General features: G+C 72.3%; 25 protein-coding genes and 1 pseudogene. 13 read left to right on the forward strand and 13 right to left on the reverse strand.

Features of this window, described 5'->3' with window-relative positions:
• From ACF09J_RS26445 to ACF09J_RS26455, 3 genes and pseudogenes are all read left to right on the forward strand, one after another.
• On the forward strand, window positions 1–293 hold a 293-nt coding region (locus tag ACF09J_RS26445), incomplete at its 5' end, for a glycosyl hydrolase-related protein (RefSeq protein WP_392307937.1).
• A 59-nt stretch (window positions 294–352) separates the two neighbouring features.
• A complete protein-coding gene (locus tag ACF09J_RS26450; RefSeq protein ID WP_392307938.1) occupies window positions 353–820 on the forward strand; it encodes a DUF4231 domain-containing protein in 468 nt (155 codons plus the stop codon).
• A 162-nt stretch (window positions 821–982) separates the two neighbouring features.
• Window positions 983–1949 (forward strand): annotated as a pseudogene (locus ACF09J_RS26455) (aldo/keto reductase).
• Between the two features lie 60 nt (window positions 1950–2009).
• Here the strand turns inward: ACF09J_RS26455 and ACF09J_RS26460 are convergent.
• A complete protein-coding gene (locus tag ACF09J_RS26460; protein ID WP_392307939.1) occupies window positions 2010–3431 on the reverse strand; it encodes a lipase maturation factor family protein in 1422 nt (473 codons plus the stop codon).
• A gap of 92 nt (window positions 3432–3523) precedes the next feature.
• Between ACF09J_RS26460 and ACF09J_RS26465 the strand changes: the two genes are divergently transcribed.
• Complete coding sequence (locus tag ACF09J_RS26465; RefSeq protein ID WP_392307940.1) at window positions 3524–5611, forward strand: SpoIIE family protein phosphatase; 2088 nt, start codon at window positions 3524–3526, stop codon at window positions 5609–5611.
• A 36-nt stretch (window positions 5612–5647) separates the two neighbouring features.
• Entirely contained in the window at window positions 5648–6511 is an 864-nt protein-coding gene (locus ACF09J_RS26470) for an Fpg/Nei family DNA glycosylase (protein WP_392307941.1), read from the forward strand.
• Window positions 6512–6527: 16 nt separating this feature from the next.
• Here ACF09J_RS26470 and ACF09J_RS26475 read toward each other — a convergent pair whose 3' ends face one another.
• From ACF09J_RS26475 to ACF09J_RS26485, 3 genes are all read right to left on the reverse strand, one after another.
• Window positions 6528–7178, reverse strand: a complete 651-nt coding sequence (locus tag ACF09J_RS26475; RefSeq protein ID WP_392307942.1) for a zf-HC2 domain-containing protein — start codon at window positions 7176–7178, stop codon at window positions 6528–6530.
• A gap of 183 nt (window positions 7179–7361) precedes the next feature.
• Complete coding sequence (locus ACF09J_RS26480; protein WP_392307943.1) at window positions 7362–7877, reverse strand: hypothetical protein; 516 nt, start codon at window positions 7875–7877, stop codon at window positions 7362–7364.
• A gap of 148 nt (window positions 7878–8025) precedes the next feature.
• Complete coding sequence (locus tag ACF09J_RS26485; protein ID WP_141355925.1) at window positions 8026–8574, reverse strand: sigma-70 family RNA polymerase sigma factor; 549 nt, start codon at window positions 8572–8574, stop codon at window positions 8026–8028.
• Between the two features lie 210 nt (window positions 8575–8784).
• On the opposite strand from ACF09J_RS26485, the gene ACF09J_RS26490 reads away from it, so the two are divergent.
• Entirely contained in the window at window positions 8785–9948 is a 1164-nt protein-coding gene (locus ACF09J_RS26490; protein WP_392307944.1) for a CapA family protein, read from the forward strand.
• 19 nt (window positions 9949–9967) lie between these two features.
• Here ACF09J_RS26490 and ACF09J_RS26495 read toward each other — a convergent pair whose 3' ends face one another.
• Window positions 9968–10465 (reverse strand): MarR family winged helix-turn-helix transcriptional regulator, encoded by a 498-nt coding sequence (locus tag ACF09J_RS26495; protein ID WP_392307945.1) that lies wholly within the window; start codon window positions 10463–10465, stop codon window positions 9968–9970.
• Window positions 10466–10522: 57 nt separating this feature from the next.
• Here ACF09J_RS26495 and ACF09J_RS26500 point away from each other — a divergent pair, with 57 nt between their 5' ends.
• Window positions 10523–11347, forward strand: coding sequence for an alpha/beta fold hydrolase (locus ACF09J_RS26500; RefSeq protein WP_392307946.1), 825 nt, complete (start codon window positions 10523–10525; stop codon window positions 11345–11347).
• A gap of 18 nt (window positions 11348–11365) precedes the next feature.
• On the opposite strand, the gene ACF09J_RS26505 is transcribed toward ACF09J_RS26500, so the two are convergent.
• Window positions 11366–12778, reverse strand: coding sequence for an amino acid permease (locus tag ACF09J_RS26505; RefSeq protein WP_392307947.1), 1413 nt, complete (start codon window positions 12776–12778; stop codon window positions 11366–11368).
• Between the two features lie 141 nt (window positions 12779–12919).
• Window positions 12920–13399, reverse strand: coding sequence for a universal stress protein (locus tag ACF09J_RS26510; RefSeq protein ID WP_392307948.1), 480 nt, complete (start codon window positions 13397–13399; stop codon window positions 12920–12922).
• A gap of 344 nt (window positions 13400–13743) precedes the next feature.
• Here ACF09J_RS26510 and ACF09J_RS26515 point away from each other — a divergent pair, with 344 nt between their 5' ends.
• Window positions 13744–14595, forward strand: a complete 852-nt coding sequence (locus tag ACF09J_RS26515) for a polysaccharide deacetylase family protein (protein ID WP_392307949.1) — start codon at window positions 13744–13746, stop codon at window positions 14593–14595.
• 43 nt (window positions 14596–14638) lie between these two features.
• Here ACF09J_RS26515 and ACF09J_RS26520 read toward each other — a convergent pair whose 3' ends face one another.
• Both ACF09J_RS26520 and ACF09J_RS26525 read right to left on the reverse strand, forming a co-directional pair.
• Complete coding sequence (locus ACF09J_RS26520) at window positions 14639–15313, reverse strand: class F sortase (protein WP_392307950.1); 675 nt, start codon at window positions 15311–15313, stop codon at window positions 14639–14641.
• Between the two features lie 281 nt (window positions 15314–15594).
• Window positions 15595–16353, reverse strand: coding sequence for a hypothetical protein (locus ACF09J_RS26525; protein WP_392307951.1), 759 nt, complete (start codon window positions 16351–16353; stop codon window positions 15595–15597).
• 24 nt (window positions 16354–16377) lie between these two features.
• Between ACF09J_RS26525 and ACF09J_RS26530 the strand changes: the two genes are divergently transcribed.
• Window positions 16378–16764, forward strand: coding sequence for a hypothetical protein (locus ACF09J_RS26530; protein ID WP_392307952.1), 387 nt, complete (start codon window positions 16378–16380; stop codon window positions 16762–16764).
• A gap of 178 nt (window positions 16765–16942) precedes the next feature.
• Here the strand turns inward: ACF09J_RS26530 and ACF09J_RS26535 are convergent, their stop codons facing one another.
• From ACF09J_RS26535 to ACF09J_RS26545, 3 genes are all read right to left on the reverse strand, one after another.
• Window positions 16943–17356 carry a hypothetical protein gene (locus tag ACF09J_RS26535; protein WP_392307953.1) on the reverse strand — a complete coding sequence of 138 codons (414 nt, stop codon included), beginning with the start codon at window positions 17354–17356 and terminating at the stop codon, window positions 16943–16945.
• A gap of 160 nt (window positions 17357–17516) precedes the next feature.
• On the reverse strand, window positions 17517–18281 hold the full coding sequence (locus tag ACF09J_RS26540) for a hypothetical protein (protein WP_392307954.1): 765 nt from the start codon (window positions 18279–18281) through the stop codon (window positions 17517–17519).
• 16 nt (window positions 18282–18297) lie between these two features.
• On the reverse strand, window positions 18298–18426 hold the full coding sequence (locus ACF09J_RS26545) for a hypothetical protein (protein WP_358729866.1): 129 nt from the start codon (window positions 18424–18426) through the stop codon (window positions 18298–18300).
• Between the two features lie 755 nt (window positions 18427–19181).
• Between ACF09J_RS26545 and ACF09J_RS26550 the strand changes: the two genes are divergently transcribed.
• The 3 genes from ACF09J_RS26550 to ACF09J_RS26560 all read left to right on the forward strand — a co-directional run bounded on the left by ACF09J_RS26550 (window position 19182) and on the right by ACF09J_RS26560 (window position 23348).
• Window positions 19182–20144 (forward strand): SCO0930 family lipoprotein, encoded by a 963-nt coding sequence (locus ACF09J_RS26550; protein ID WP_392307955.1) that lies wholly within the window; start codon window positions 19182–19184, stop codon window positions 20142–20144.
• Window positions 20145–20397: 253 nt separating this feature from the next.
• On the forward strand, window positions 20398–21210 hold the full coding sequence (locus ACF09J_RS26555) for an SAM-dependent methyltransferase (protein WP_392307956.1): 813 nt from the start codon (window positions 20398–20400) through the stop codon (window positions 21208–21210).
• On the forward strand, window positions 21207–23348 hold the full coding sequence (locus ACF09J_RS26560; RefSeq protein ID WP_392307957.1) for a putative bifunctional diguanylate cyclase/phosphodiesterase: 2142 nt from the start codon (window positions 21207–21209) through the stop codon (window positions 23346–23348). The genes ACF09J_RS26555 and ACF09J_RS26560 overlap by 4 nt, the downstream gene beginning before the upstream one ends.
• A 401-nt stretch (window positions 23349–23749) precedes the next feature.
• Here ACF09J_RS26560 and ACF09J_RS26565 read toward each other — a convergent pair whose 3' ends face one another.
• Entirely contained in the window at window positions 23750–24637 is an 888-nt protein-coding gene (locus ACF09J_RS26565) for a LysR family transcriptional regulator (protein ID WP_392307958.1), read from the reverse strand.
• Between the two features lie 120 nt (window positions 24638–24757).
• Here ACF09J_RS26565 and ACF09J_RS26570 point away from each other — a divergent pair, with 120 nt between their 5' ends.
• A complete protein-coding gene (locus ACF09J_RS26570; protein WP_392307959.1) occupies window positions 24758–25429 on the forward strand; it encodes a succinate dehydrogenase in 672 nt (223 codons plus the stop codon).
• Window position 25430 lies beyond the last annotated feature (1 nt).

A 25430-nucleotide genomic window follows, 5' to 3' on the forward strand; every position in this document is an offset into this window, starting at 1 on the left:
CCGGCGCCCGGGCCGTGGCCCCGCTGGTGACGGTGGACGAGGACGCGGTGGTCGTGACGGCGGTGAAACTGGCCGACGACGGCAGCGGCGACGTAGTGGTCCGCTTCCACGAGGCCCACGGCAGCCGGACCCGGGCCACACTCACGGCCGGCTTCGAGGTCGCGGACGTGACGGTGACCGACCTGCTGGAGCGGCCCCTGCCCGACGCCACGGCACCGGAACGGGACGGCGACCGGATCACCCTGCGGCTGCGGCCCTTCGAGCTGATGACACTGCGGCTGCGGCGCGCGTGAGGTGGGATCGCACCGTGCCGCTCCTTCCCGGTGAGGCGCGGGGCCACGATGATGTGGTGATGACACGAAGAACGGTGCCCGACCACTCCTGGGCCGCTCAGCCGGACCCGCTGCTGGCGCTGGCCGAACGTGAGTTGACGTTCTACAGCCGGTCCTGCGACCGGGCCAGGTGGCTGCACCGCACCACGGAGCTGGGCGCCCTCGCCACCACCTCGGTGACGGTCGTCGCCGCCGGTCTGCACGCTCCGGCCTGGCTGACCGCGGTGATCGCGGGCGGTGCGGTGTTCTTCACCGGCATGCGCCAGCTGTTCGACCCGGGCTCGCGCTGGATGCTCACCGCGCAGGCACGCGAGACCCTGCGCCGGGCCGTGGACCGGTATCTGCTCCTGCCCGAAGCGGAACGCGACGCGGCGGCCCGGCAGACCCTTCGGCGAGTGATCGAGGAGGTCGGCGCCGACGAACTGCGCGAATGGTCCGAGTCCCGGACCCGCCGCCCGGAACCACCGGTGCCGGCCCCCGGCCCCTGAGTCCGACCGTAGGCCGGGGCTCTTCGCGAGCGTTCCCCCACCACCGACGGAAAGGCCACCCGTGTCCCCGACGCCCGCCCGCACCACGGCACTTGACACCCACGACACCCGTCACCCCGTCTCGCACGAGTGCGACGGCCCGCGGCCGCGCCCGGAGGCCCGGTGAGGACGCTGGGCGGGAGCGGGGTCGAGGTCAGCGCCCTCGGCTTCGGCGCCGCCGCCATCGGCAACCTGTACACCGAAGTGGACGAGGAGCAGGCGCGGGCGGCCGTGGCCACCGCCTGGGAGCAGGGCATCCGCTACTTCGACACCGCCCCGCACTACGGCCTCGGCCTGTCCGAACGCCGCCTCGGCACGGCCCTGCGCGGCCTCCCGCGCTCCGCGTACACGGTCTCCACGAAAGTCGGCCACCTGCTCGAACCCACGGACGCGGGCGGCAGCGACCTTGCCCACGGTTTCGCCGTGCCCGCCACCCACCGCCGGGTGTGGGACTTCAGCGCGGACGGGGTACGGCGCGGTCTGGAGGCCAGCCTCGAACGGCTCGGCCTGGACCGCGTCGACGTCGTCTACCTACACGACCCCGACGACCACGCCTAGCAGGCCTTCCGCGAGGGCTACCCGGCACTGGAGGAACTGCGCGCCCAGGGCGTGGTCGGGGCCATCGGGGGGGCGGGCATGAACCAGTCGGAGATGCTGACCCGCTTCGTCCGCGACACGGACGTGGACGTGGCTGTGCGCGGGCCGCTACACCCTGCTCGACCAGCGCGCCCGGACGGAGCTGCTGCCCGCGGCCGCCGAGCGGGGCGTGTCCGTCGTCATCGGCGGCGCCTTCAACTCCGGGCTGCCGGCCCGTCCCGGGCCCGGTGCCACCTACGACTACGCGGGCGCGCCACCGGAGTTGGTGGAACGCGTCCAGCGCATGAAGGCGGTGGCCGACCGGCACGGAATCACGCTGCGGGGAGCGGCCCTGCGGTTCTGCGCCGACCACCCGGCGGTGGCCTCCGTGCTGGTCGGCACCCGGTCGGCCGCCGAAGTCCGCGACTGCGCAGAGCAGTTCGCCATCCCGGTGCCCGCCGCCTTCTGGCAGGAGCTGAGCGACACCGGCCTGCTGCCCACGTCCGGGACCTGACGGTGCGCGACGGGGGGCCGTGCCGGTTCCGTACCGGCCGGATCCGGCGGCGGGGGCCGGTCACGGTTCCCGGGTGCCGGAGCCCAGCCGGGTCGGCGGCAGGAACTCGCGCACATGGGTCCGGTCCCAGCAGGCGCCGGTCGACCGCAGCTGCCGCCAGGTCGTGAAGTGGTAGCGGAACAGCCGGGCGCGGACGTAGCGCGGGGGCCGGTCGGGCGGGAAGGGGGAGCGGCGCAGCAGCCTGAGGGTGTCCCGGTCGTTCTCCAGGAGCCGCTCCACCATCGCGCCGAACCAGACGCCCGCGTAGGCCGGGGACAGCGCGGCGAACCACATCATCCAGTCCAGGCGCAGATGGTAGGGCGCGAACTGGCGCGGCCAGTGCCGGGGATCGCCGGGCTTGCCCCGGAACTCGTACTCCCGCCACTCCGCGTCCTCGTGCGGCACCTCGTCCAGCGTGCCCTCCACCACCACCTCGTAGCGGACGCGGCTGACGCTGCCGAACGCGCCGTAGGTGTTGACCAGGTGCAGCGGGTCGAAGGAGCGGTTCATGACCTGGCGGCGGGAGACCATGTTCACCACCGGGCGGTAGCTGAGGACCACCAGCAGCGCGGCCACGGCGAGGACCACGACCTCGTACCACAACGGCGTGGCCGGCACGGACGGCGCGCTCCCCGGGAAGCGCACCGCCGACAGCGCCAGCACGATCGTGATCCAGTTCAGCCAGGAGAAGTTCCCGGACAGCACCAGCCACAACTGGGTGACGATCATCAGCGAGGCGCCGGCCGTGGCGATCGGCTGCGGAGTGAACAGCAGGAACGGCACGATCAGCTGAGTGACGTGGTTGGCGGCCACCTCCGCCTTGTGCACGGGCCCCGGCAGATGGTGGAAGAACCAGCTCAGCGGGCCCGGCATCGGCTGCGTCTCGTGGTGGTAGTGCAGACAGGTCAGCTTCCGCCAGCAGGCGTCGCCGCGCAGCTTGATCAGCCCCGCGCCGAACTCGACGCGGAAGAGGATCCAGCGCAGCAGGAACAGCACGACCACGGGCGGGGCCACCTCGTCGTTGCCGAGGAAGACCGCGAGGAACCCGGTCTCCAGCAGCAGCGACTCCCAGCCGAAGCCGTACCAGGTCTGCCCGACGTTGACGATCGACAGGTACAGCGCCCAGGGGACGAGCCACAGCAGCATTCCGGCCCACAACGGCACCCATGAGTCCACGCCCGCGACCAGCGCCGCCGACACCGCGCACCCGCCCCAGGCGACCGCCGCGAAGAGCCGGTCGGAGTAGCGCAGGTGGAACAGGCTCGGCGCCCGGGTGAACGGCACCCGGTCGAGGAATCGGGGGATCGGCAGCATGCCGCGTTCGCCGAGCAGCGCCCGGAACTGGAGCGCCGCCGTCAGGAACGCGACAAGATACACCACGGCCAGCGCCCGCTGGAAGACCAGCCGGCTCAGCCAGTACTCGGGTGCGGTGAACCAACCCACGGTCGAGCGCTCCTCTCCTGCCGGAAAGTCACGGGCCCCGGCTACCCCACCCCCGGCTCGAAGAATCAGCCAATCCCTGGCAAGGTGTCCCCATGGCTGAACAGGGAGCGCCCGCCCTGTCACTCCCGGAGGACTGGCCCGCACACCCGGATCCCATTCTGGCGCTCAACGGCATGGGCACGTTCGACTGGGACCTGGACGCCGGGCTCGTACACCTGGACGCCCAGGCCCACCGGATCTTCGACGTCACCGCCGAGGAGGACGACCGCCGTCCGGGCACCGTGGGCAAGCGGCTGCTGCCGTCCGAGCGCGAGCGCCTGGACGCGATGGTGGCCCGGGCGATGAAGGAGGGCCGCCAGAACTACGGCACCTACGTCCGCCTGCGCCTGCGCGACGGCGGCCTGCGCTGGGCCCACGTCCAGGGCTACATCCAGCGCGACGGGACGGGCCGGCCGCGCAGGATCACCGGGATCCTCCGCGACGCCTCGGAGGAGCTCGGCGACATCGCCGCCCGCCGGGAACGGGCCGCCCAGGCCGCGGCCCGGCGCAGGCAGACCAACGTGGTGGAGGCCGCCACCGCCGCCCTGGCCCACGCGCGCACGGTGCAGGACGTCATCGAGGTCGTCAAGGACTCCCACGGACTGGCCCTCCTCGGCTCCAAGAGCCTGGTACTCGGCCTGGTCGAGGCCGGCCGCATCCGGCTCGTCGCCGAGGGCCCCGCGGGCGCCTCCGTGCCCGGCACCCGCGTCACCCGGATCGACGAGCCCTACCCGATGAGCGAGGCCGTGCGCACCCTCAGCCCCCGCTTCATCGAGTCCCCGGAGGAGTTCGCCGAGCGCTACCCCATCCTGTGGCCGCACATCACCGGACTCGACATCACCTCGGCGGCCTATCTGCCGCTGATCGCGCAGGCTCGCCCGATCGGCGGGATGGGCCTGCTCTACAGCGACCGGCGCGGCTTCACCCCGGACGAGCGCAACGTCCTGATCGCCCTCGGCAGCAGCATCGCGCAGAGCCTCCAGCGGGCCATGTTCTACGAGCAGGAGAAGGACCTCGCCCAGGGCCTGCAACAGGCCATGCTGCCGCGCACCATCCCCAGCGTGCCCGGAGCCGACGTCGCCGTCCGCTACCGCTCCGGCTACGCGGGCGGCTCCCTGGGCCGGGACATCGGCGGCGACTGGTACGACCTGATCCCGCTGCCCGGCGGCCGGGTCGGCGCCGTCATCGGCGACGTACAGGGCCACGACACGCACGCCGCCGCCGTCATGGGCCAGCTCCGCATCGTCCTGCGCGCCTACGCCGCCGAGGGTCACGCACCGGCCACCGTGATGGCCCGCGCCTCGGTCTTCCTGCACGAACTCGACACCGACCGCTTCGCCACCTGCCTGTACGCGGAGGCCGACCTGGCCACCGGCGTCGTGCAGCTCGTACGGGCCGGGCACATCGACCCGCTGGTCCGGCACAGCGACGGAAGCTGCCACCTGATCGCCGTCGACGGAGGGCTGCCGCTCGGCCTGTCCGCCGAGTTCGGCAGCCTGCAGTACCCGGTCGGCACCATGGAACTCGACCCCGGGCAGTCCCTGGTGCTGTGCACCGACGGCCTGGTCGAACAGCCCGGCGCCGACCTCGACGACGGCATGCGGGCCCTGGCGCGGTCCGTCGCCGACGGACCCGACGACGTACGGGACCTCGCCGACCGGCTGATCGCGATGGCCGAGTCGCGCGGCGGCGACGACGACGTGGCCCTGCTGGTGCTGCGCCGCCACGTGCCGGCCGAGCGGCAGCCCGTCGGCCGGCTCCAGCAGTACGTGGCCTCCGGCGACCCCGAGGCCCTGACCCGGGCCCGGCACATGATCCGCACGGCGGTGCGGGACTGGGGCGCCGAGGATGACTCGTACGAGATCGAACTCGTGGCCGACGAACTGATCACCAACGCCCTGATGCACACCGAGGGCGCCGCGATCGTCACCCTGCGGGTCCTCAGCGGACGCGAGCGGCGGCTGCGGATCGAGGTCGAGGACTCCTCCAGCGCCCTGCCGCGCCGCCGCGAACCGGGGGCCGACGGGGTCTCCGGCCGGGGGCTGCTGCTCGTGGACCAGCTCACCGACGTGTGGGGCGTCGAAGCCCGCGGCGGCGGCAAGTGCGTGTGGTGCGAGTTCGCGGTGCCGGACGAGAGCTGACGTGGCGTCCCGGGGCTGCGGTGGCACTCTGGACCTATGCCGGAACTGCCCGAGGTCGAAGCGCTGAAGGACTTCCTGACCGACCACCTGGTCGGCCAGGGGATCGCGCGCGTGCTGCCCGTCGCGATCAGCGTGCTGAAGACGTACGACCCGCCGGTCACCGCCCTGGAGGGCCGCGAGGTCACCGCGGTGCGCCGGCACGGCAAGTTCCTCGACCTGGCCACCGACGGCGGCCCGCACCTCGTCACCCATCTGGCCCGCGGGGGCTGGCTCCAGTGGAAGGACCGGTTGCCCGACGGCGTGCCCCGGCCCGGAAAGGGGCCGCTCGCCCTGCGCGTCGCCCTGGAGACCGGCGCGGGCTTCGACCTCACCGAGGCCGGCACTCAGAAGCGGCTCGCGGTGTACGTCGTCCGGGATCCGGAGGAGGTGCCCGGAGTGGCCCGCCTCGGTCCCGACCCGCTGGCCGGCGACTTCGACGAGGAACGGTTCGCCCGGCTGCTCGCGGGGGAGCGGCGGCAGATCAAGGGCGCCCTGCGCGACCAGAGCCTGATCGCGGGCGTCGGCAACGCCTACAGCGACGAGATCCTGCACGCCGCGAGGATGTCCCCGTTCAAGCTGGCCGCCTCCCTGACGCCGCAGGAGACGCACACCCTGTACGAGGCGCTGCGCACCACCCTGACGGAGGCGGTCGCGCGCTCCCGGGGCCTTGCGGCCGGACGGTTGAAGGCGGAGAAGAAAGGCGGCCTGCGCGTGCACGGCCGGACCGGCGAGCCCTGCCCGGTGTGCGGGGACACCATCCGCGAGGTGTCCTTCAGCGACTCCTCGCTCCAGTACTGCCCGACCTGCCAGACGGGCGGGAAACCGCTGGCCGACCGGCGCCTGTCCCGGCTGCTGAAGTGACGGAGCGGCCGGCCGCTCACCGCGAGGCGAGGGTCACCAGGGGCCGCCCGTCCGCGGTGCGCACCTCGAAGCGGTCGATCTGCCCGGGATGCATCGTCGTGCCGCCCGCCACCGTGCTGGTCCCCGCGTCGTGCGGGGCGACGTTCCAGGTGGTCACGGTCTGCTCCGAGCCGTCGCGGCCGACCACGACGAGCCGGCAGGTGTGGGGGCCCGCGCCGTCCCTGACCCGCACCTCCAGATCGCTGCCCCAGTCCCGGTCGGCGGCCCTGATCTCGGCCCATACGCCCGTCGTCGCGTCGGTCGCCGCGTACCGGGCGGGCCCGCCGTGGTGTCCGGCGACGGCGGCGACCGCGGGTCCGCACACGGCGAGCACCACCGAGGCCGCCAGCCCGTAGAGGAACCGCCGGCGTCCGGCCCGGCGCCGCCGCGCCACCTCGCCGACCAGCCGGTCGAGCAGTCCGGGGCCCGGCCGGGTCATGGGGTGCACGAAGCGCGGCGTGGCCCGCCGGTACAGCATGAGCTGCCGTGCCGTGGGGCCGAACTCGGTGACGTGCGCCGCGCAGCGAGGGCACTCCGAGAGGTGGTCCTCGAAGCGGAAGGCGTCCGCCTCGTCCAGCATGCCGAGCGCGTACGCGCCGGCATCGCGATGCCGTTCCAGGGACCTCATGCCGAATCCTCGTGCCTGTGAGTGCGGGTGGGGTTACTCGTTGCTCCCACCCGTACGAGCCCGGCACCGGAATCACTCAGCCACGTTCCGAATCGTAATCAAGACGTTCGGAGCGGCCGGTCCCGCGGATTGGTCGGAATCCGGCCGCGCTCCGAAGAAACCCGGACCCAGGAGGATCCGGGTCTAGAAGAGGTGGATGGCGAGATGTCCGAGGGGCAGTCCGAGCTGCCAGGCGGGCGTCCACACCTTCGGCCCGTCGTCCTCGCCGACCACGCCCGCGCCACCCGGCACCGCGTCCAGATCGGGCGCGAGCAGCTCGGTCTCCTCCAGCCAGCGCCAGGCCGCCTCGGCCAGCGCCAGGTCAGGCGAGGGCACCCCGCGGGCGTCCGCCTCGTCCGCGAGACCGGCCATACGCTCGCACACCCAGTCCTGCCACGGCTGGTCGTACGCGGTCAGCGACAGCCAGGTCTCCAACTGGGAGACCACCCGGACGCGGGAGAGCTCACCGCCGGTGTCGGACAGGAAGATGGTGAGCGCCAGCGCGTCCCGCCCGGCGCGGAACTCGAACGACGTCGGCGGCATCAGATCGCCGGTGCGCAGCAGTTCGTCGGCGATGTACTCGGCGTACAACCAGGCCATGGGGACGGTCAGTTCGCCGCCGCCCGGGCCGTCCGTGCTCTCGTGACCTCTGTGCAGCATCCCTTCCTGCCTTCCTCCGGTGCGCGCTCCTCGCCCGACCCCGGGTCCCGGGGTCCCGCCCCCTGTCGGAACACGGATGAGGACAGCCGATTACTCAACAGCGGTCCACGGCAAGGCGCTTTACGGAGGTTTGACTCGGGAGTCGGTTTCACCGCAGGTCGGCCGCGTATCCCGGAAGCATCCGGCGCAGGGCGCGCAGCGCGTAGTACGCGCGGGACTTCACGGTACCGGGCGGAATGCCCAGGGTGCGGGCGGCCTCCGCCACACTGGCCCCCCGGAAGTACACCAGCACCAGGACTTCACGGTGCTCGGGAGTGAGTGTCTTCACAGCCTCCCGGACGTCGAGCGTCGCGGCGGACCGCTCGGCGTGGTCGGCGATGACCCGCGCGTTCTCCAGATCCGCGTCCCCGACCTCCGGCGGCCGGGCCTGCCGGGCGCGGCGGGCGTCGATGGCGAGCCGGCGCGCCACGGTCAGCAGCCACGGCCGCACCGAGTCGAAGGCGTCGGCGCGCAGCGCCTCGGGGTGCTGCCAGGCGCGCACGAGCGTCTCCTGGAGCAGGTCCTCGGCACGCTGGCGATCGCCGTCACACAGGCGCAGCAGCAGTGCGAAGAGCGGTCGGCCGTGCTCGCGTTGCAGTGCGGCGAGCTCGTGCTCGGCGGTCGTCGTCCCGTGCGGGAGGGTGGTTCCGGCCGTCATGGCCGTATGGCATCGCAGGGGGCCGCGCGGGGACAGAGCGTGCACACCGCTGTGCGACGGACGGTCGATCGCGTCGACGAACGGTACGACGAACGGTCCGTCAGGCCCCTTGTCACACACGAACGGGCCAACGGAGGGCGGATACCGTTTGCGAAAGCCGTCAGATTCGTACCCATTTGTCTGTCCATACGACCGCCATGGGGTGAACTGATGATCGCACGCAGACAGCAGGTGTCCCTGGTCGTGACGGCCCTCCTCACCGCGGCCGCCGCCTGCCAGGCCCACCAACGGGAACAGCAGACTCCGCCCGGACGGGCCGCCCCGACCGCCTCGAACTCCGCGAGCGCGCCCGGCGCGTTCACACTCGTCGCCTCCGGCGGCATCCTCCCGGACGCCTCGGTGCTGGAGCGGGCCGCCTTCGACGCGGGCGGCACGGGTCACGACTTCCGGCCGATGCTCGAAGGAGTCAAGGACGTCGTCTCGCGGGCCGACCTGGCGCTGTGTCACCTGGGCACCGCCTTCGGTGCGAGCGCGCCCTACACCGGCGGGCCCCGCTACAAGTCCCCGCCCGAGCTGGCGCCCTCCCTCGCCGCGGCGGGCTACGACAGCTGCGCCACCGCCTCCGAGCACACGCTGGACGACGGCGCCGACGGCGTCCGGCGCACCCTGGACGCCCTGGACGACGCCGGGCTGCGGCACGCCGGCTCGGCGCGCGGCGAGAGCGAGGCGCGCGGCACCCTCCTCCAGGCCGGGCGGGCCGTGGTCGCCCACCTCGCGTACACCTACGGCACCAACGACGCCCTGCCTCCCGATCAGCCGTGGGCCGTCCGTGTGATCGACGAGAAGCGGATCATCGAGGACGCCCGAGCTGCCCGCCAGGCGGGTGCCCAGGTCGTGGTCGTGTCCCTGAACTGGGGCGGGGCCTGGCAGGACGCGCCCGACGGCCGGCAACTGGACCTCGCCCGGAAGCTGACCGCATCACACTCCGGCGGCCGGCCCGACGTCGATCTGATCCTCGGCAGCCACGCCCACGTCCCGCAGGCCTACGAGAAGGTCAACGGCACCTGGGTGGTCTACGGCCTCGGTGACCAGATCGCCGGCGCCACGACCGACGACAGCGGCCGGCGCAACCCGCGCGCCAACCAGAGCACGCTGGCCCGCTTCACCTTCTCCCCGCCCGCCAAGCCCGGCGGGCGCTGGGAGGTGGCCCGGGCCGAGTTCGTCCCCGAGGTGTTCGACCTCGACGCCGGCCGGGTGGTGAACCTGAACAAGGTCATCGCTCGGGGGGCCGACCTCCAGGGCGTGCGCGACCGGATCCGCACCGCGGTGCTCAGCCGGGGCGCGGCGAAGGACGGGCTCGTCATGGGGGAGTGAGAGCGGTCGACGGGGGCGGTCAGTCGACGTCCACGTGCTCGAAGAGGTCGAGCATCTCCCCGAGCACGCGCAGGCACGCCTGCACCTCGGACTCCGTCAGATCGCCCCCGACCCGGCGCAGCAGCAGGTGCTCACGGTCCAGCACTGCGGTGATCGCCGCCCGGCCCGCGTCCGTGAGCCGGATCAGCGACGAGCGCTGGTGCGCCGGGTTCGGGACGCTGCGCACCAGGCCACGTGCCGCCGCGTCGTTCACCATGCGCTGCACGAACTGGCGGCTGATCGCCTGCGCGCGTCCCATCTGAGGGACGGTCATCGGGCCGTGCTTGTGCAGCAGGTCGAGCACGGCCCGTACGCCGACGGACAGCCCCTCGACGGCCTCGCCCTGCTCGACCTTGCGCTGCACCCGCCGGTACAGCGGGCCCACCAGGTCGAACACCTCGGTGAGACGGCGGCCGAGTTCGTCCGGCGGGAGAGGGGCGTCGGGACCGCCGTCGAGATCACTGGCGATATCGCTCATCGCACCATCATGACACCTTGGTTGCCAAACAATCCGCGCAATGACACCCTAGTTGTCATGAATGCTGCTCCGGATCTGTGTTTCGCGCCGTCCTCCGACGGCGACCTCGCCTACCTCGACACCGGCAGCGGGGACCTGGTGGTCCTGCTGCACTCCGGCTGGGTCGACCACCGCGTCCTCGACGCGACGATCTCCGCTCTCGCCGCCGAGTTCCGGGTCGTCGCCCCGGACGTACGGGGTCACGGCTTCTCCGCCAACGCGGCCAGGCCCTTCCGCTGGGCCGACGACCTCGCCACGCTGCTGCGCCACCTCGACGCCGGCCCGGCGGCCCTCGTCGGCGTCTCGATGGGCGGCGCCATCGCCACCGACACCGTCCTCGAGTACCCGGAACTGGTCCGCGGGGCGGTCGTCTGCGGTGCCGCGACCAGCGAGTTCCAGTACACGGACCCGTGGGCGCGGCGGGTGCAGGACGAGTCGGCCCGCGCCCTGGGCGCCGGTGACATCGAGGGCTGGCTCGCGTCCTTCCTGCGGTTCGCGCCCGGCCCGCACCGCACCCCGGAGGACATGGACCAGGACATCCTGCGCCGGCTGCGCGACATGGCCCTGCACACCCTGTCCAAGCACACGGCCGACGAGAAGGACTGGCACGTGCCCCTGACCGGCACCTGGGAGCGCGTGCCGAAGATCGGCGTCCCCGTGCTCACCGTCAACGGCGCCCTCGACGTCCCCGACCTCCTCGCCGAGGCCGAACGCCTCGCCCGCACCGTCCCCGACGGCCGCTCCGTGACGATCGAGGGCACGGCCCACTACCCGAACCTGGAGAGGCCGGAGGAGTTCAACGGGATCGTCGCGGACTTCCTCCGCGCCCTCCCGGCCCGCTGAACGCCTCCGCGGCCAGGCCTAGCGCCGGGCCAGTTCCGAGCGCTTGTACGAGTAACCGAAGTAGATCACGCACCCGATCAGGAACCACACGGCGAACCGCACCCAGGTCTCCCACTTCAGGAACGTGATCAGCCAGAGCGAGAAGACGACACCCAGCGCCGGCACGAACGGCATCCACGGCGTACGGAAACCGCGCGGCAGGTCCGGCTGCCGGTAGCGCAGCACGATCACCGCCGTACACACCACCACGAACGCCAGCAGGATGCCGATGTTGGTCAGTTCGGCCGCCTCCGCGATCGGCAGGAACCCCGCGATGAGGGCCGAGGCCACCCCGACGATCCACGTCACCCGCGTCGGCACGTGCCGCGTGGGGTGCGTCTTCGCGAACCACTTGGGCAGCAGCCCGTCCCGGGACATGGCGAACCACACCCGGGTCACACCCAGCATGAACGTGAACATCACGGTGAGGATCCCGATGATCGCGCCCACCGCGATCACGTCCGCCAGCCGGCTGAGACCCACCGACTTGAACGCGGTGGAGAAGCCGCTCTCCTTGTTGATGTCCTTGTAGTTCTGCATCCCGGTCAGCACCAGACACGCCGCCACGTACAGCACCATCGCGATCGCCAGCGAGTAGATGATCGCTTTCGGCATGTGCCGCTGCGCGTCCTTGGACTCCTCGGCCGCCGTCGACATCGCGTCGTAGCCGAAGACCGCGAAGAACACCGTCGCCGCGCCGGTGAACGCCCCGCCGACGCCGTAGGGGAAGAACGGGTGGTAGTGGGCGGTGTTGATGTGGAACACGCCGACCACGATCACCACCAGCACCACGACCACCTTCAGCCCCACCACCAGCGTCTCGAAGCGGGCCGCGCTGCGGATGCCGAGGTTCAGCAGCCAGGCGATCAGCAGGCACAGGACGGCCGCGAACAGGTCGACCCTGTGGCCGGCGCCTGTGCCGGGCGCGCCCAGCATCCAGGCGGGCAGATGCGCGCCCATGTCCTCGACCAGGAAGCTGAAGTAGCCGGAGATGCCGATCGCGACCACCGCCACGATCGCCGTGTACTCGAGGAGCAGGTCCCAGCCGATGAACCAGCCGGCGAACTCGCCGAGCACCGCGTAGCCATAGGTGTAGGCGGAGCCCGCCTTCGGGATCAGGCCCGCGAACTCGGCGTACGACAGGGCCGCCGCCGCGCTGGCCACGCCCGCGATCAGGAAGGACACCAGCACCGCGGGACCCGCCGTGCCGTTGGCGACCGTACCGGCGAGGGTGAAGATGCCCGCGCCGATGATGCCGCCCACACCGATCGCCGTGAGCTGCCACAACCCGAGTGATCGCTCCAGTCGTGGTCCTTCGCCGGCTTCCGTCTCCTCGATGTGTTCGATGGGTTTACGGCGGAGAATTCCCTCACCCATCCGGAGCCCGGCCATGCGTCTCACCTCTTCACAGACGGCAAACGGCTGACGCCCGATCATGATGGACCAGGGACCGCCGGGTGCGGAAGACGCCACGCACGGATCCGACGCCGGCCCGCGGCCGCCCGTCGCGGTGTCCGGGTACCGGGAGAAGGCCTACGGAACCACGGTCACCGGCCAGCGTCCCGCCTTGACCAGGCGGACCGCGACCGAGCCGACGATCCGATGGCCGGCCTGCTCGGAGGCGCCCACGACCACCGCGTCCGCGCGCAGCTCGTCGGCGGCCTTCACCAGCCCGTTGTACGGGTCGCCGCGGAAGGTGTGGAACTCCCAGCGGACCTCGAATATCCCCTTCAGCCGCTCCGCGGACTCCCGGATGTACTGCACGAGGTCCTCGGCGATCTCGTCGGTCGTCTCCGCGACCGGCGCCCCCAGCGCCGCCCCCGCCGTCATCACCGGCTGCACGTACACGAGGGCGAGCAGCGCGCCCTGCCGACGGGCGAGACCGGCGGCGTACGCGGCGGCCCGCAACGAGGAGTCGGAGCCGTCCACGCCGGCCACGATGACCTTCGGCCCGTCCGTGCCCCGCTCGAACCGGTGGGCGCGCCCCTCGTGCTGCTCGTGCTGTTCCGTCACATGTGCGAGGCTATCGGAATCCCTGGTTCCCACCGCCGCCCGGGGGCGCCTCCCGCCGGGCGCCCGGCAGCACCGCACCGACCCGCGGCCCGCCGATCCCGTCGCACAGCGCCGCCGGCTGACCGCCCAGTCCCTGCTCGCCGCCGGAGGAGACCCGGAGGCGACGGAACTCGACGAGGACTTCCTCGACGCGACCCGTGAGACGCCGCCGTTCCCGCTCGTGCGCCGGCGCTCGGACGCCCGTGGAGACACCCGCGTACAACTGCCGCCGGGCGCTGGGCCGGGCGGGTGCTTTCGTCGCGCCGTCCCGGTGGAGAGGCGCGACGCCCGGACACTGATGACTCATGAAGAAGGATCAGTTGCTCACGCGGCGCCGGGCGTTGTTCGCCGGCGCCGTCGCGCTCGGAGCGGCGGGAGCGGCCGGTACTGCCGGTCTGCTGCTCTCCGGCTCCTCCGGCTCCTCCGGCGCTCCGGTACCGCCCGCCCCCGCCGCGGGCCCCGAGGCGCGCAGCGCCCTCAAGCCCTCCGCCTACCGTCTGAGCCCCCTGGCCGGCGACGCCCCGCAGCGGGTCGCGCCGCTGCCCGCCAAGGTGCGGACCTCGCCGATCCTGCGTTTCTCCGGACGCGGCGACACCATGATGCTGACGTTCGACGACGGACCCGACCGCGAGTTCACCCCGCACGTCCTGGACATCCTGGCCCAGTACGACGTCCGGGCCACGTTCATGGTCTGCGGGGAGATGGCCGACTGGAACCGAAACCTGCTGGCCCGGATGGCCGACGAGGGACACGTCGTCGGCAACCACACCTGGAGCCACCCGCTGCTCACCCAGCTCGACCGCCGCGGCATCCGCAATGAGATCGAACGCACCAGCGACGTGATCGAGAAGGCCTACGGCGAGCGGCCGTTGTGGTTCCGCGCGCCCTACGGCGCCTGGAACCGCGACGTGTTCAAGATCAACGCCGAACTGGGCATGGAGCCGCTGGCCTGGAGCGTCGACAGCCTCGACTGGACCACCCCCGGCACCGGCACCATCGTGCGCAGGATCGAGCGGGGCGCCGCCCCCGGGGTCGTGGTGCTCTCCCACGACGCCGGAGGCGACCGCTCGCAGACCGTCCGCGCGCTGCGCAAGTACCTCCCCAAGCTCCTCGACGACGGCCGCCACTTCACCGTGCCGCGCCGGGAGTACACCTGAGCCGGGCCGCGCACGACCCGCCGCCCGCCCGGCCGGGGTCCGCTCAGCGGACCTCGACCAGGCGGGCGAACACGACGACGTTCCCCTGATATCCGGTCTGCTTCGTGTAACCGCCGCCGCAGGTGATGATCCGCAGTTCCGGAGTTCCCTTCGAGCCGTACACCCGGTCTCCGGGGAAATCGTCCTTCTGGAACACCTCGACGCCGTACACCTCGAATACGGCCGTCTTTCCGTCCTGGCGGTTGATTTCGACGCGGTTTCCCTTCTGCAGGGCGCCGAGCCCGTAGAAGACCGCGGGTCCCGCTTTGTTGTCCACATGGCCGACGACGACCGACGTGCCCTTTTCGCCGGGCGTCACCGCGCCGTTGAACCAGCCGGCCAGATTCGGGTCCTCCGGCGGCGGCGCGGCGACCCAGCCGTCCGGGTCCACGCCGACCGGTGTGACGGGCGCGTCGACCTGGATCACCGGGATCCTGATCCGGTCCGGCACGGAGCGCGACAGCGGCTGAAGGCCCATGGCCGAGGGGAGCGGCGTGTGCCTGATGTCCGGCGCGGCGGCCGTCGCGGGCTGGGGCGGGCCGACGTCGAACTCCCCGGAGCCGTTGCGGATCAGGGCGAGTCCGGTCAGCAGGGCCAGCGCTATCACGCCCCACGGCGCACGCTTCCTCCGTGGCTCCCGCTCCTCCTCGATGAATCCGGTCAGCTCTCTCGCAGACATTCGACATCCCCTCTCGACACGGCCGTCGCCGCGTCGGTCGCGCATGCGAGAACGCTAAGTCCGTCGCGCGCAACCGGCGACGTGGCGCATGCGAACGGGTGGCGGGGCCGTTTTCGCGTGCGCCATCCGAGGCGGTCCGTAAGGGTCATTTCTGTCGGTCCGTGACCTGCGTCGATCTTCAATGGGGTGAAGCTCTCGGGGTATTTGCTCACCGAGACGGACCAGCCCCGAAATGCGTCCGCGTGGAGCGCGTCCGAGGGTCGTTGGCGGGAGGTGCTTTCTCACCGATCGACCGGGTACGGGTCCCCGGGGCGCCTTCCGCGGAGGATCACATGCGTACTGCTCGTACCCTCTTGGCCCCCTCGGCCCCCTTGGTGGTACTGGCCGCGGCGGTCGCCGCGGTCGGGCTCGCCGCCCCGGCGGCCGTGGCGAAGGGCGGCGATGTCCCCGGCGTGACACGGGACGGCGGCGGGGGAGGCGGCCACGGAGGCGGCCACCGAGGCGGCCCAGGAGGTGGTCCAGGAGGTGGCCCGGGGGTAGGGCCGGGCTTCGGGCCCGGGTTCGGCCCGGGAGTGGGGCCGGGGTTCGGGTTCGGCCCGGGGTTCGGGCCGGGACCCGGAGGGGCCGGCGGTTTCGGCGAGTTCCGCGGCTTCGGGGAATTCGGCGAGTTCCGCGGCTTCGGCGAGTTCCGCGGTCGCCCGGGGGACCGGTTCGGTGAGTTCCGCGGGTTCGGTGAGTGGCGCGGCCCCGGCCGGGCGGACCGGTTCGGTGAGTTCCCCGGCTTTGGTCCGGGGCCCGGAGTCGGCGGCTTTGGCGGCGGCTTCGGCGGCGGCTTCGGCGGCCCCGGTGGTCCCGGCGGCCTCGGTGGTGTGGGGGGCTTCAACAAGGGAGGCGAGGGCGCGGCGCCGGGCGTCGGTCCCGGGGGCGGTCCGGGCGGCCTCGGTGGTGTGGGGGGCTTCGACAAGGGAGGCGAGGGCGCGGGCCCGGGCGTCGGTCCCGGGGGCGGTCCGGGCGCCGGACTCGGCGGTGCGCCCGGCCACGGTGCGGGCGGCCTCAACAGCATCGTGCCCACGCCCGGTGTGATCGCCCGCGGCGGTCAGCTGGTGGTCACGATCGACGGCTGCCGCAACGGCGGGACCATGTCGTCGAACGTGTTCTCGCGCGCGACGGTGCGGCCGTTCGACGACGCCGGCGAGCGGGCGCAGGGTGTCGTGACGATCCGGGACGACGCCCGTCCGGGGACGTACGACATCACGGTCGACTGCAACGGCCGGCGGCTGACCCGGCCGGGAGCCTTCACCGTCGTCGGCGGTGTCCGCGGCGGAGTGGGCGGCGGCACCACCACAGGAGCCACCCCGGCCGACATGGCCATCGGCGGCGGGCTGATGGCGGCGGGCGCCGTCGGCGGCGGCGCGCTCTGGATGAGGCGCCGGTCCGACAAGCGCTCCTGACGGCTCCGCCCCCGGATCCGGCCCCCCGTTCCCTGTGCGGGGGGCCGGATCTCTTCGTGCCCGAGGGGACTTCGTCCCCGGCCCGCGTGCACCGCGAGGCGGCCGCGTACGCCGACAGGCCTTCGCCCCGGACCTCTCCAGGTCCGGGGCGAAGGCCTGTCCCGGGGCGGGGACGCGGTCAGGCGGTGCCCTCCTCGCCGGTGCGCCGGCGGGAGAGGCAGTACGCCGTGCCGAGCGAGCCGCCGATGAGCGCGGTGCCCAGACCGATCTGCTTGAGGTCGAAACCGGCCACGGTCCCGCCCACACCCGCGCGGACGCCGTGCCGGTAGTGCTCCGAGCCGCCGCCTCCGCGACCGCCGAAACGGCCCTCTTCGTCGTCACCGCCGTGGCCGGAGCGGCCGTTGCCGCCGCCGTAGGAGCGTCCGCCCCCACCGGAGTAGCGGCCCTCGTCACCGCCTCCGCCTCCGTACGAGCGGCCGTCGCCGCTGCCGTGGGAGCGGCCGTCACCGCCGCTGGCGACGGCGGCCGGCGCGCAGAAGGTGAGGGCGCAGACGCCCAGCAGTGCGGCCGAGACAACACCTATTACGCGCATGATGGGTCCTCCGGTCCCCGAGGAGCAGCAGCGGACCTTTTCCGCTTGTGCCGGATATGCGCCTCGCTGACCAAAACGCTAGGGAGGTGCGCACTCCGGCGCGATTGCACCCGGGCGAACGGGGCAACGGTTGCGCCGCACAGGGGATTGACGGGTCACGTCACCGCGTCAGATGGGGGAACAGGTCCAGGAACGGCCCGGCGGTGGCCGAGACCCCGCGGCTGTAGGGGGCGTCGAAGTCCCAGATCAGGAAGAGGAGGAAGGCGATCAGCGCGGAGAACAGCCCCGCGAGGATCAGCTCCCGTTTCGTGCGCCGGATCTGGAGCGCGAACACCATGCCGATGGTGATGACGCCTCCCGTGAGCAGGCCGAACCACACGACCCCGGGCATCGTCGCCCCCATGGAGCCGGCCCGTGCGGTGCGGGCCTGGGAGGCGGCGGCCGCCTGGTCCACCAGCGGCTGGTAGGCCTGCGCCTCGAAGTCCGACTTGGGCTGGTAGTCGGTGACGTCGGCGCGGACGCGTTCCAGCAGTTCGTCGCCCCGCTCGGTGACACGGCCGTGGTCGGCCATGGTCTTCCACTCGGTGGTCACGACATGTCCGGCGTAGGCGTCGACGTCGGCGCGGACGCGGTCGCGGACGTCGGGCGGATAGACGCGGACGCGCTCGGAGACCTCGTGCAGCGCCAGGGCCTCCGCCTGGACGTGGTCCTGGGCGGCGACGCGCGCCTCCCAGACACCGGCGATGGCCAGACCCAGCACGATCGCGTAGACCACGCCGATCCACATGGTCATGTACTCGATGACGTCCGGAGTCTCACTGGGATCGTCGTCCACGGCCTTCGTGCGGTGCCGCAGCAGGGTGATGACGACGACCACCGCGCAGGCGGCCAGCATCGCGAGAAGGAGAACAAGCCATTCCGACAACGGATTCCTCCAGGGGTCAGCGCGGGCGGAGCGCGGCGACGGCGGCCAGCGCGGGCACCGCGATGAGCAGGACGTAGGTGAGGGGTGAGGGACTGCGCCGGGGCGTCGGCCGGTGCGGCTGGGCGTGGTGGCGCGGATAGGTCACCGGCGCCACGGACGGGCTGGGACGGGGCTTGGGCGCCGGTTCCGGGGCCGGCGGCGGGGGTGGCGCGGGCGGCGGGGGCGGTGGGGGAGCGGGCCGGGGCTGCGCGGCGGCCGGGGCCGGGCGTGGGGGCGGCGGGGGCTTGGGAGCGGGGGTTGGACTCGGCTTCGGCGGCGGGGGTGTGGGCGGCGGAGGTGGCGTGGGCGTGGGCGTCGGTGTGGGTGTGGGCGTAGGCGTAGGCGTGGGGCTCGGGCTGGGCGTCGGCGTCGGTGTCGGCCGTCGGCATGGCGGTGGAAGGGGCGGAAGAGAGGGCCAGGGGCCGCCGCCGGCCACCGCCACCGCCTCCACGCCGTCCGGGCCCGTGGAGGCGTACGCGCAGGCGTCGGCCGCCGCCGGGGCGGCTGGGCCCACACACGTCCACGCCAGCAGTGCCGGCGCCAACACCCGCAGCACCAGGGCGGATCGCGTCGGTTCGGGTCGTTGCACGAGCGAGATCATGAGCTGTCGTGGACCAGGGCACGCCGTGGTGGGCGCGGATTGCCCCGAAGGTGGGAAGCCGCAGGTCGGAGGGTTTGATCGGTGGTCCGACGCGGTGCCCTCGTTGGGTACGCGTGTACGGGGTGGCGGGTAACGCGCCACAGGTTCCGGAAAGAAATCGCCGCCGCCGTTGAACACAACCGCCTGTGCCGTCCGTACCCAGTGTCGTGCGGCGGCGCAGTAGGGCGCTGCAACACCCTTTTGATTTTGGGGAGTTGACGATGAACACCTCCTGGCGGAGCGCCTCACTCGTGGCGGCGGCCGCGGCCGTGCTGGCGCTGACGACGGCGTGCGGTCAGGAAACCGCCCCTTCGGTGGGCAGTCAGAGCGTGGGCGCGACCGCCCAGGCCGGCGGATTCGGCAGCGCCGGGACGAGCGCCGGTACCGGCGCCGACACCGGTACCGGCAACAGCAACAGCAACGGTTACGGTGCCGACGGCCAGCAGAGTGCCCCCAAGCCCGCCGGGCAGCTCACGGTCGCCACCAACGTGAAGCTGGGCAAGGTGGTCACCGACAGCGCCGGAATGACGCTGTACCGCTTCGACGCGGACGTGGCCCAGCCCCCCACGTCCAACTGCGACGGGGACTGCGCCACGGCCTGGCCGCCCGTTCCCGCCGACGACGCCGCCGCCGGTCCCGGTATCGACAAGGCCCTGCTCGGCGAGGTCACCCGCTCCGACGGCACCAAGCAACTGACGATCGGCGGCTGGCCCGCGTACCGCTACGCGAAGGACACCGAGGTCGGTGACGCCAACGGCCAGGGTGTGAACGACAAGTGGTTCGCCCTGGCGGCCGACGGCAAGAAGGCCTCGCTGACGGACCTGCCGGGCCTGTCCGTGAAGAAGACCGAACTCGGTGACGTCGTCGTCGACAGGAAGGGCATGACGGTCTACCGCTTCTCCAAGGACCAGGCGTGGCCGAAGTCGGTCTCCGCCTGCACCGGTTCCTGTCTGGACAAGTGGCCGGCCGTGGCCCCCGTCGCGGTGAACGACACCAAGGGCGTGCTGAAGAAGGGCATGATGCCCTTCACCCGGCCCGACGGCGTGAAGCAGATGACCATCAACTGCTGGCCGCTCTACACCTTCTCCGGGGACAAGGCGCCCGGTGACGTCAACGGCCAGGGCGTCGGCGGCACATGGTTCGCCGTCTCCCCCGACGGAAAGGCGATCGGCGCCCCGAAGTAGGGAGAGAAGCAGGGACAACTCCCCCCGGGCAGACCCGACTCGTACCGGACCGCCCCCTCCGCGCCGCACGGAGGGGGCGGTCCATCGTGTGCGCGGACCATGGCAATTCACCGCGATGCGGATGCGGGGAGCGGACCGGAAGCACAGGTGGTGACCGGGAACGGATGGTCAATTCCCGTTTCCCCTCGCCCGTTCGGCGGGCGATCAGTAGCCTCTGCTCGAACACCGGATCGCCTACGCAGTGGAGAGATGGATGGAGCGTCCCGCCTGGGCTCCGCGGAGCATCGACATCTCGGTGCCGAGCGTGGCCCGCATCTACGACTTCTACCTGGGCGGTTCGCACAACTTCGAGGTCGACCGGGAAGCGGCCCGCAGGGCCATGGAGTTCATGCCGGGGCTGCCCAAGATCGCGCAGGCGAACCGGGCGTTCATGCGCCGGGCCGTGGAGTTCGCCGTGGACCAGGGCATCACCCAGTTCCTGGACATCGGGTCCGGCATCCCTGCCTTCGGCAACGTCCACGAGGTCGCCCAGGCCGCCAAGCCCGGCACGCGGGTGGTGTACGTCGACCGCGACCCGGTGGCCGTGAGCCACAGCAAGGCCGTTCTGGCGGGCAACGAGGACGCGGACGTGGTCGCGGCCGACCTGCGCAAGCCCCAGGAAATCCTCGCGAGCCCCGAGTTGGGGCGGCTGATCGACCTGAATCGGCCAGTCGGGCTGCTTCTGGTTGCCATACTGCACTTCGTGGAAGACGCTGACGACCCCTGCGGTGCGGTGGCCGAGCTGCGCGACGCGCTCGCGCCGGGCAGCCTGCTCGTCCTCACCCATGCCTCGTACGAGGGCATCCCGCTCCCCGCGAAGCGGAGCCGGTCCCTGGTGGACGTGTACGAAAACATTCGCAACCCGCTGATCATGCGCTCGCGCGAGGAGATCGCGCGGTTCTTCGAGGGGTACGACATGGTGGAACCCGGGCTGGTGCCGATGCCCAACTGGCGGCCGCGTACGGCGCCGGAGGACGAGGACCCTTATGCCTTCTCCGGGTTCGCCGGCGTGGGGCGTACGGCGTGATCGCGGAACCGGACGGGCCTGAGGGCAGACTGCGCCGGCTGACGACGATATGGAGCCGGGCCGTCTTCCCGGTGACCTCCACGTCGCTGACCCGCCCGGAGTTCGAGGAACTGCTCCTGCCGCTCGCCCGCCGGCTGAGATCGGCGCTGCGGGAACGGGTCTTCGACGCCCGGGAGGGCGAGGCGGTCGGCGCCGCCCTGGTCGACGCGCACTGCACCGCGCCCGAGGCGCTCAGCCACTCGCTGGACTGCCTCGACGCCTACCTCGTGCTGTACTGCGGCGAGGACGGCGACAAGGAGGAACTGCGGGCACGCTCCGCGCGGTTGCAGCACTCGATGGCGGCCGGGTTCGCGCGGGCGCTGCGCGAACGCACCCTGGCCGAGCAGGAGGCGATAGCCCAGGCCGCGCTGCGTGCCCAGGGCGTGGTCGCGGAGGCCCTGCACGCCAGCGAGGCCCGCTTCCGCGCCGTGTTCGAAGGCGCGGCGATCGGCATCGCCATCGCCGACCTGCAGGGCAACGTCCTCCAGGTGAACAGCGCGCTGCTGCGCATGTTCGGCGGCGGCGAGCAGACCGTGCGCGCCCGCAGCGTACGCGAGTGGACGCACGCCGACGACGCCCCGCATCTGTGCCGGCTGTACGAGGAACTGGTGCGCGGCGAGCGGGAGCACTACCACGTGGAGAAGGCCTTCTACCGGCCTGACGGAACGGTTCTGTGGACCAACCTGACCGTCTCCCTGCTCCGCGACGCCGACGGCCACCCGCAGTACCAGCTCGCCCTCATGGAGGACACCACCGAGCGGCGGCTGCTCAACCTGCGGCTCCGGTACGAGGCCACCCACGACGCGCTCACCGGCCTGCCCAACCGCACCCTGTTCTTCGAGCGCCTGGAGAAGGCGCTGGGCGCGGGCGAGGGGCAGCGGTTCGGACTGTGCTACCTCGACCTGGACGGCTTCAAGACCATCAACGACAGCCTCGGCCACGCGGCCGGCGACCGGCTGCTGGTCGAGGTCGCGGACCGGCTCCAGGCGTGCGCGACCGCGCCGGGCGAGATGGTCGCCCGGCTCGGCGGCGACGAGTTCGTCGCGCTGACCACCGGCCCGGGCACCCGGCACGAGGTCGACGAACTGGCCGCCCGGATCATGAACGCGCTGGTCGCCCCGGTCCGTATCGACGGCCGGGAACTGGCCGTACGCGGCAGCATCGGCATCGTCGAGGGACCGGCGGGCGAGCGCAGCGCGGCGGAGGTGCTGCGCAGCGCGGACATCACCATGTACCGGGCCAAGTCGGCCGGCGGCAACCGCTTCGAGCTCGCAGACCCGGAGGCCGACGCCCGCGCCATCACCCGGCACGGGCTGACCACGGCACTGCCGACCGCGCTGGACCGGGGCGAGTTCTTCATCGAGTACCAGCCGCTGGTGCACCTCGGCGACGGCAGCGTGCGCGGAGCCGAGGCGCTGGTGCGCTGGCTGCATCCGCAGCACGGCGTCCTCGGCCCCGACCGGTTCATCCCGCTCGCCGAGCACACCGGGCTGATCGTCCCGCTGGGCCGCTGGGTCCTGGAACAGTCGGTGCGCCAAGCCGGCCGGTGGCGGCAGCTGCACGGCGACGGAGCCGGGGGCCCGCTGCGCGTCAACGTCAACCTCTCGCCGTGCCAGCTCACCCACCCCGGGCTGGTCCAGGACACCGTCGACATCCTGGAGCGCGCGGGTGTGCAGCCGGACGCGCTGTGCCTTGAGGTCACCGAGTCCGCGCTCATCGGCGCCGACGACGACCTGCTCAAACCGTTGCGCCGGCTGGCCGAGATGGGCATCGACATAGCCCTGGACGACTTCGGCACCGGCTACTCCAACCTGGCCAACCTGCGCCGGCTGCCGGTGAGCGTGCTCAAGCTGGACCGCTCCTTCACCCAGGGCATGCAGCAGTTCCCGGCCGACCCCGTCGACCTCAAGATCGTCGAGGGCATCGTCGCACTCGCCCACAGCCTGGACCTCGCGGTCACCGTGGAAGGCGTGGAAACCGGCGCCCAGGCCGAACAACTCCGCGTCCTCGGCTGCGACACGGCCCAGGGCTGGTACTACGCCCGCCCGGGCCCCCCGGACCGCCTGCACGAACTGGCCCTGGCAGACGCAACAAACTGACGAGAGCCAGGAGGAGTGTTTCCACGGGCGCGAGGAACGGCGCGCCCAGCCACAACGCACCTGCGGCCGAACACGGTCAAGGGGGCCCCGTAGGGGCCTTTGGGGGGCGCGGGGAACTGCGCGACCAGCCACAAGGCACCCGCAGCCGAACACGGTCCTCACCCCCCGGTAGGTGGGCGCGGGCGCCGGCCATGGTCGGCGTGGAGTCGTTCGTCCTCGGCTCGGCGCTGGAGCTGGTGGCGCCGGCCACGGGACCACCCGCAGCGGACCTGGCCTTCGAGGTCTCCCTCGCGGCACTGGTCGACGGCCTGCGCGCCCGGCCGGCCGCGGAAACGGCTTCTGAAGCAGGTGAGTTGACGCCACGTCACGTCACGTCGGGCCGAAGGCGATGCAGGCCGAGGTCACCGCTCCAGCAGCATCCGCTGGAGTTCCCTCGCGGCCCTCGGCGGAGCCACATCGCTGCGGTGGGCCAGCGCGATCGTACGGTGCAGTCCTGGACGGGCCAGCGGGGTGACCCGCAGGCCGTGTCCTGAGCGCGTCGCGACCATGCGCGGGACGACGGCCACTCCCAGGCCCGCCCGTACGAACCCCAGCACCGCGTCCATCTCGCCGCCCTCGACGGCGAGGTCCGGCTCGAAGCCCTCCGCGCGGCACGCGGCGACCGTCAGCTCCCGCAGGTCGTAGCCGTGCCGGAACATCACCAGGCGTTCGCCCTCCAGGTCCGCGATGCCGACCGAACGCTGCCCCGGGCCGCCGGGCGCGGCCGCCTCCGGCGAGGAGACCACGACCAGGTCCTCGCGCAGCAGCTCAACCGTGGTCAGGGCGGGGGAGGGGGTGGGCAGCGGCAGCACGACCAGCGCCAGGTCGAGGGCGCCGCGGGCCAGCTCCCGCACCAGGTCGTGGGAGCCTCCCTCCTCGACCAGCAGCCGGATGCCCGGATAGCGGTCGTGGAAGGCGCGCAGCACGTCCGGCAGCAGCCCGGTGCACAGGCTCGGGGTGGCGCCGAGCCGCACCCGGCCCCGGCGCAGCTGCACCAGTTCCTGCACCTCGTGCCGCGCCGTGTCGGCGTCGGCGAGGATGCGCCGGGCCAGCGGCAGCAGCGCTTCCCCGGCGTCGGTGAGCGTGATGTTGCCCCGCGCCCGCAGGAACAGATCCGCGCCGAGCTCCCGCTCCAGCGCCTTGATCTGCTGCGACAGCGACGGCTGGGCGACATGCACCAGATCGGCCGCCCGGGTGAAGTGCCGGGTCTCGGCGACCGCCACGAAGTACTGGAGCTGCTGGAACTGCATGGGACCAGCATAGCCAGTCCCTATCGAAACGAGCCGGACCATGTCTTGGACCGATGGGGCCCTTCGGCCCTAGCGTGCTGAGACATGGCACTGGCAACGCGGACGGACCGACGGCCGTCCATGGCACGCACCGTGTGGGGCTCGACCGTCGGCAAGAAGACCGTGATGGCGGTCAGCGGCCTGATCATGCTGCTGTACCTGGTCGTCCACATGATCGGGAACCTGAAGATCTTCTTCGGGGCGGGCGAGTTCAACCACTACGCCCACTGGCTGCGCACGGTCGGCGAGCCGTTCATGCACTACGAGTGGACGCTCTGGCTGGTCCGCGCGGTGCTCGTGGTCGCGGTCGTCGCCCACGCCGTCTCCGCCTACCAGCTCAGCCGCCGCGACATCAGGGCGCGGCCCAGCAAGTACGTGCACACCAGGGCCCGGGCCAGTTACGCCACCCGCACCATGCGCTGGGGCGGGATCATCCTCGGCCTGTTCATCGTCTGGCACATCCTCGACCTGACCACCGGGACCGTGCACTCCGGCGGATTCCAGCCGGGCCACCCGTACCAGAACGTCGTGGACACCTTCTCCACCTGGTACGGCAACGTCATCTACATCGTCGCCATGCTGGCGCTCGGCCTGCACATCCGGCACGGCTTCTGGAGCGCCGCCCAGACCCTCGGCGTCGGCAGCCGCACCCGCGACCGTGCCCTGAAGACCGCCGCCAACGTTCTCGCACTGCTGCTCACCGCCGGCTTCATCGCCGTCCCGGTGGGCGTCATGACCGGAGTGGTGAGCTGAC

Origin of the sequence: Streptomyces sp. NPDC014889, from assembly GCF_043081205.1 — a bacterium.
In the GTDB taxonomy this organism is placed as follows: Bacteria; Actinomycetota; Actinomycetes; order Streptomycetales; family Streptomycetaceae; genus Streptomyces.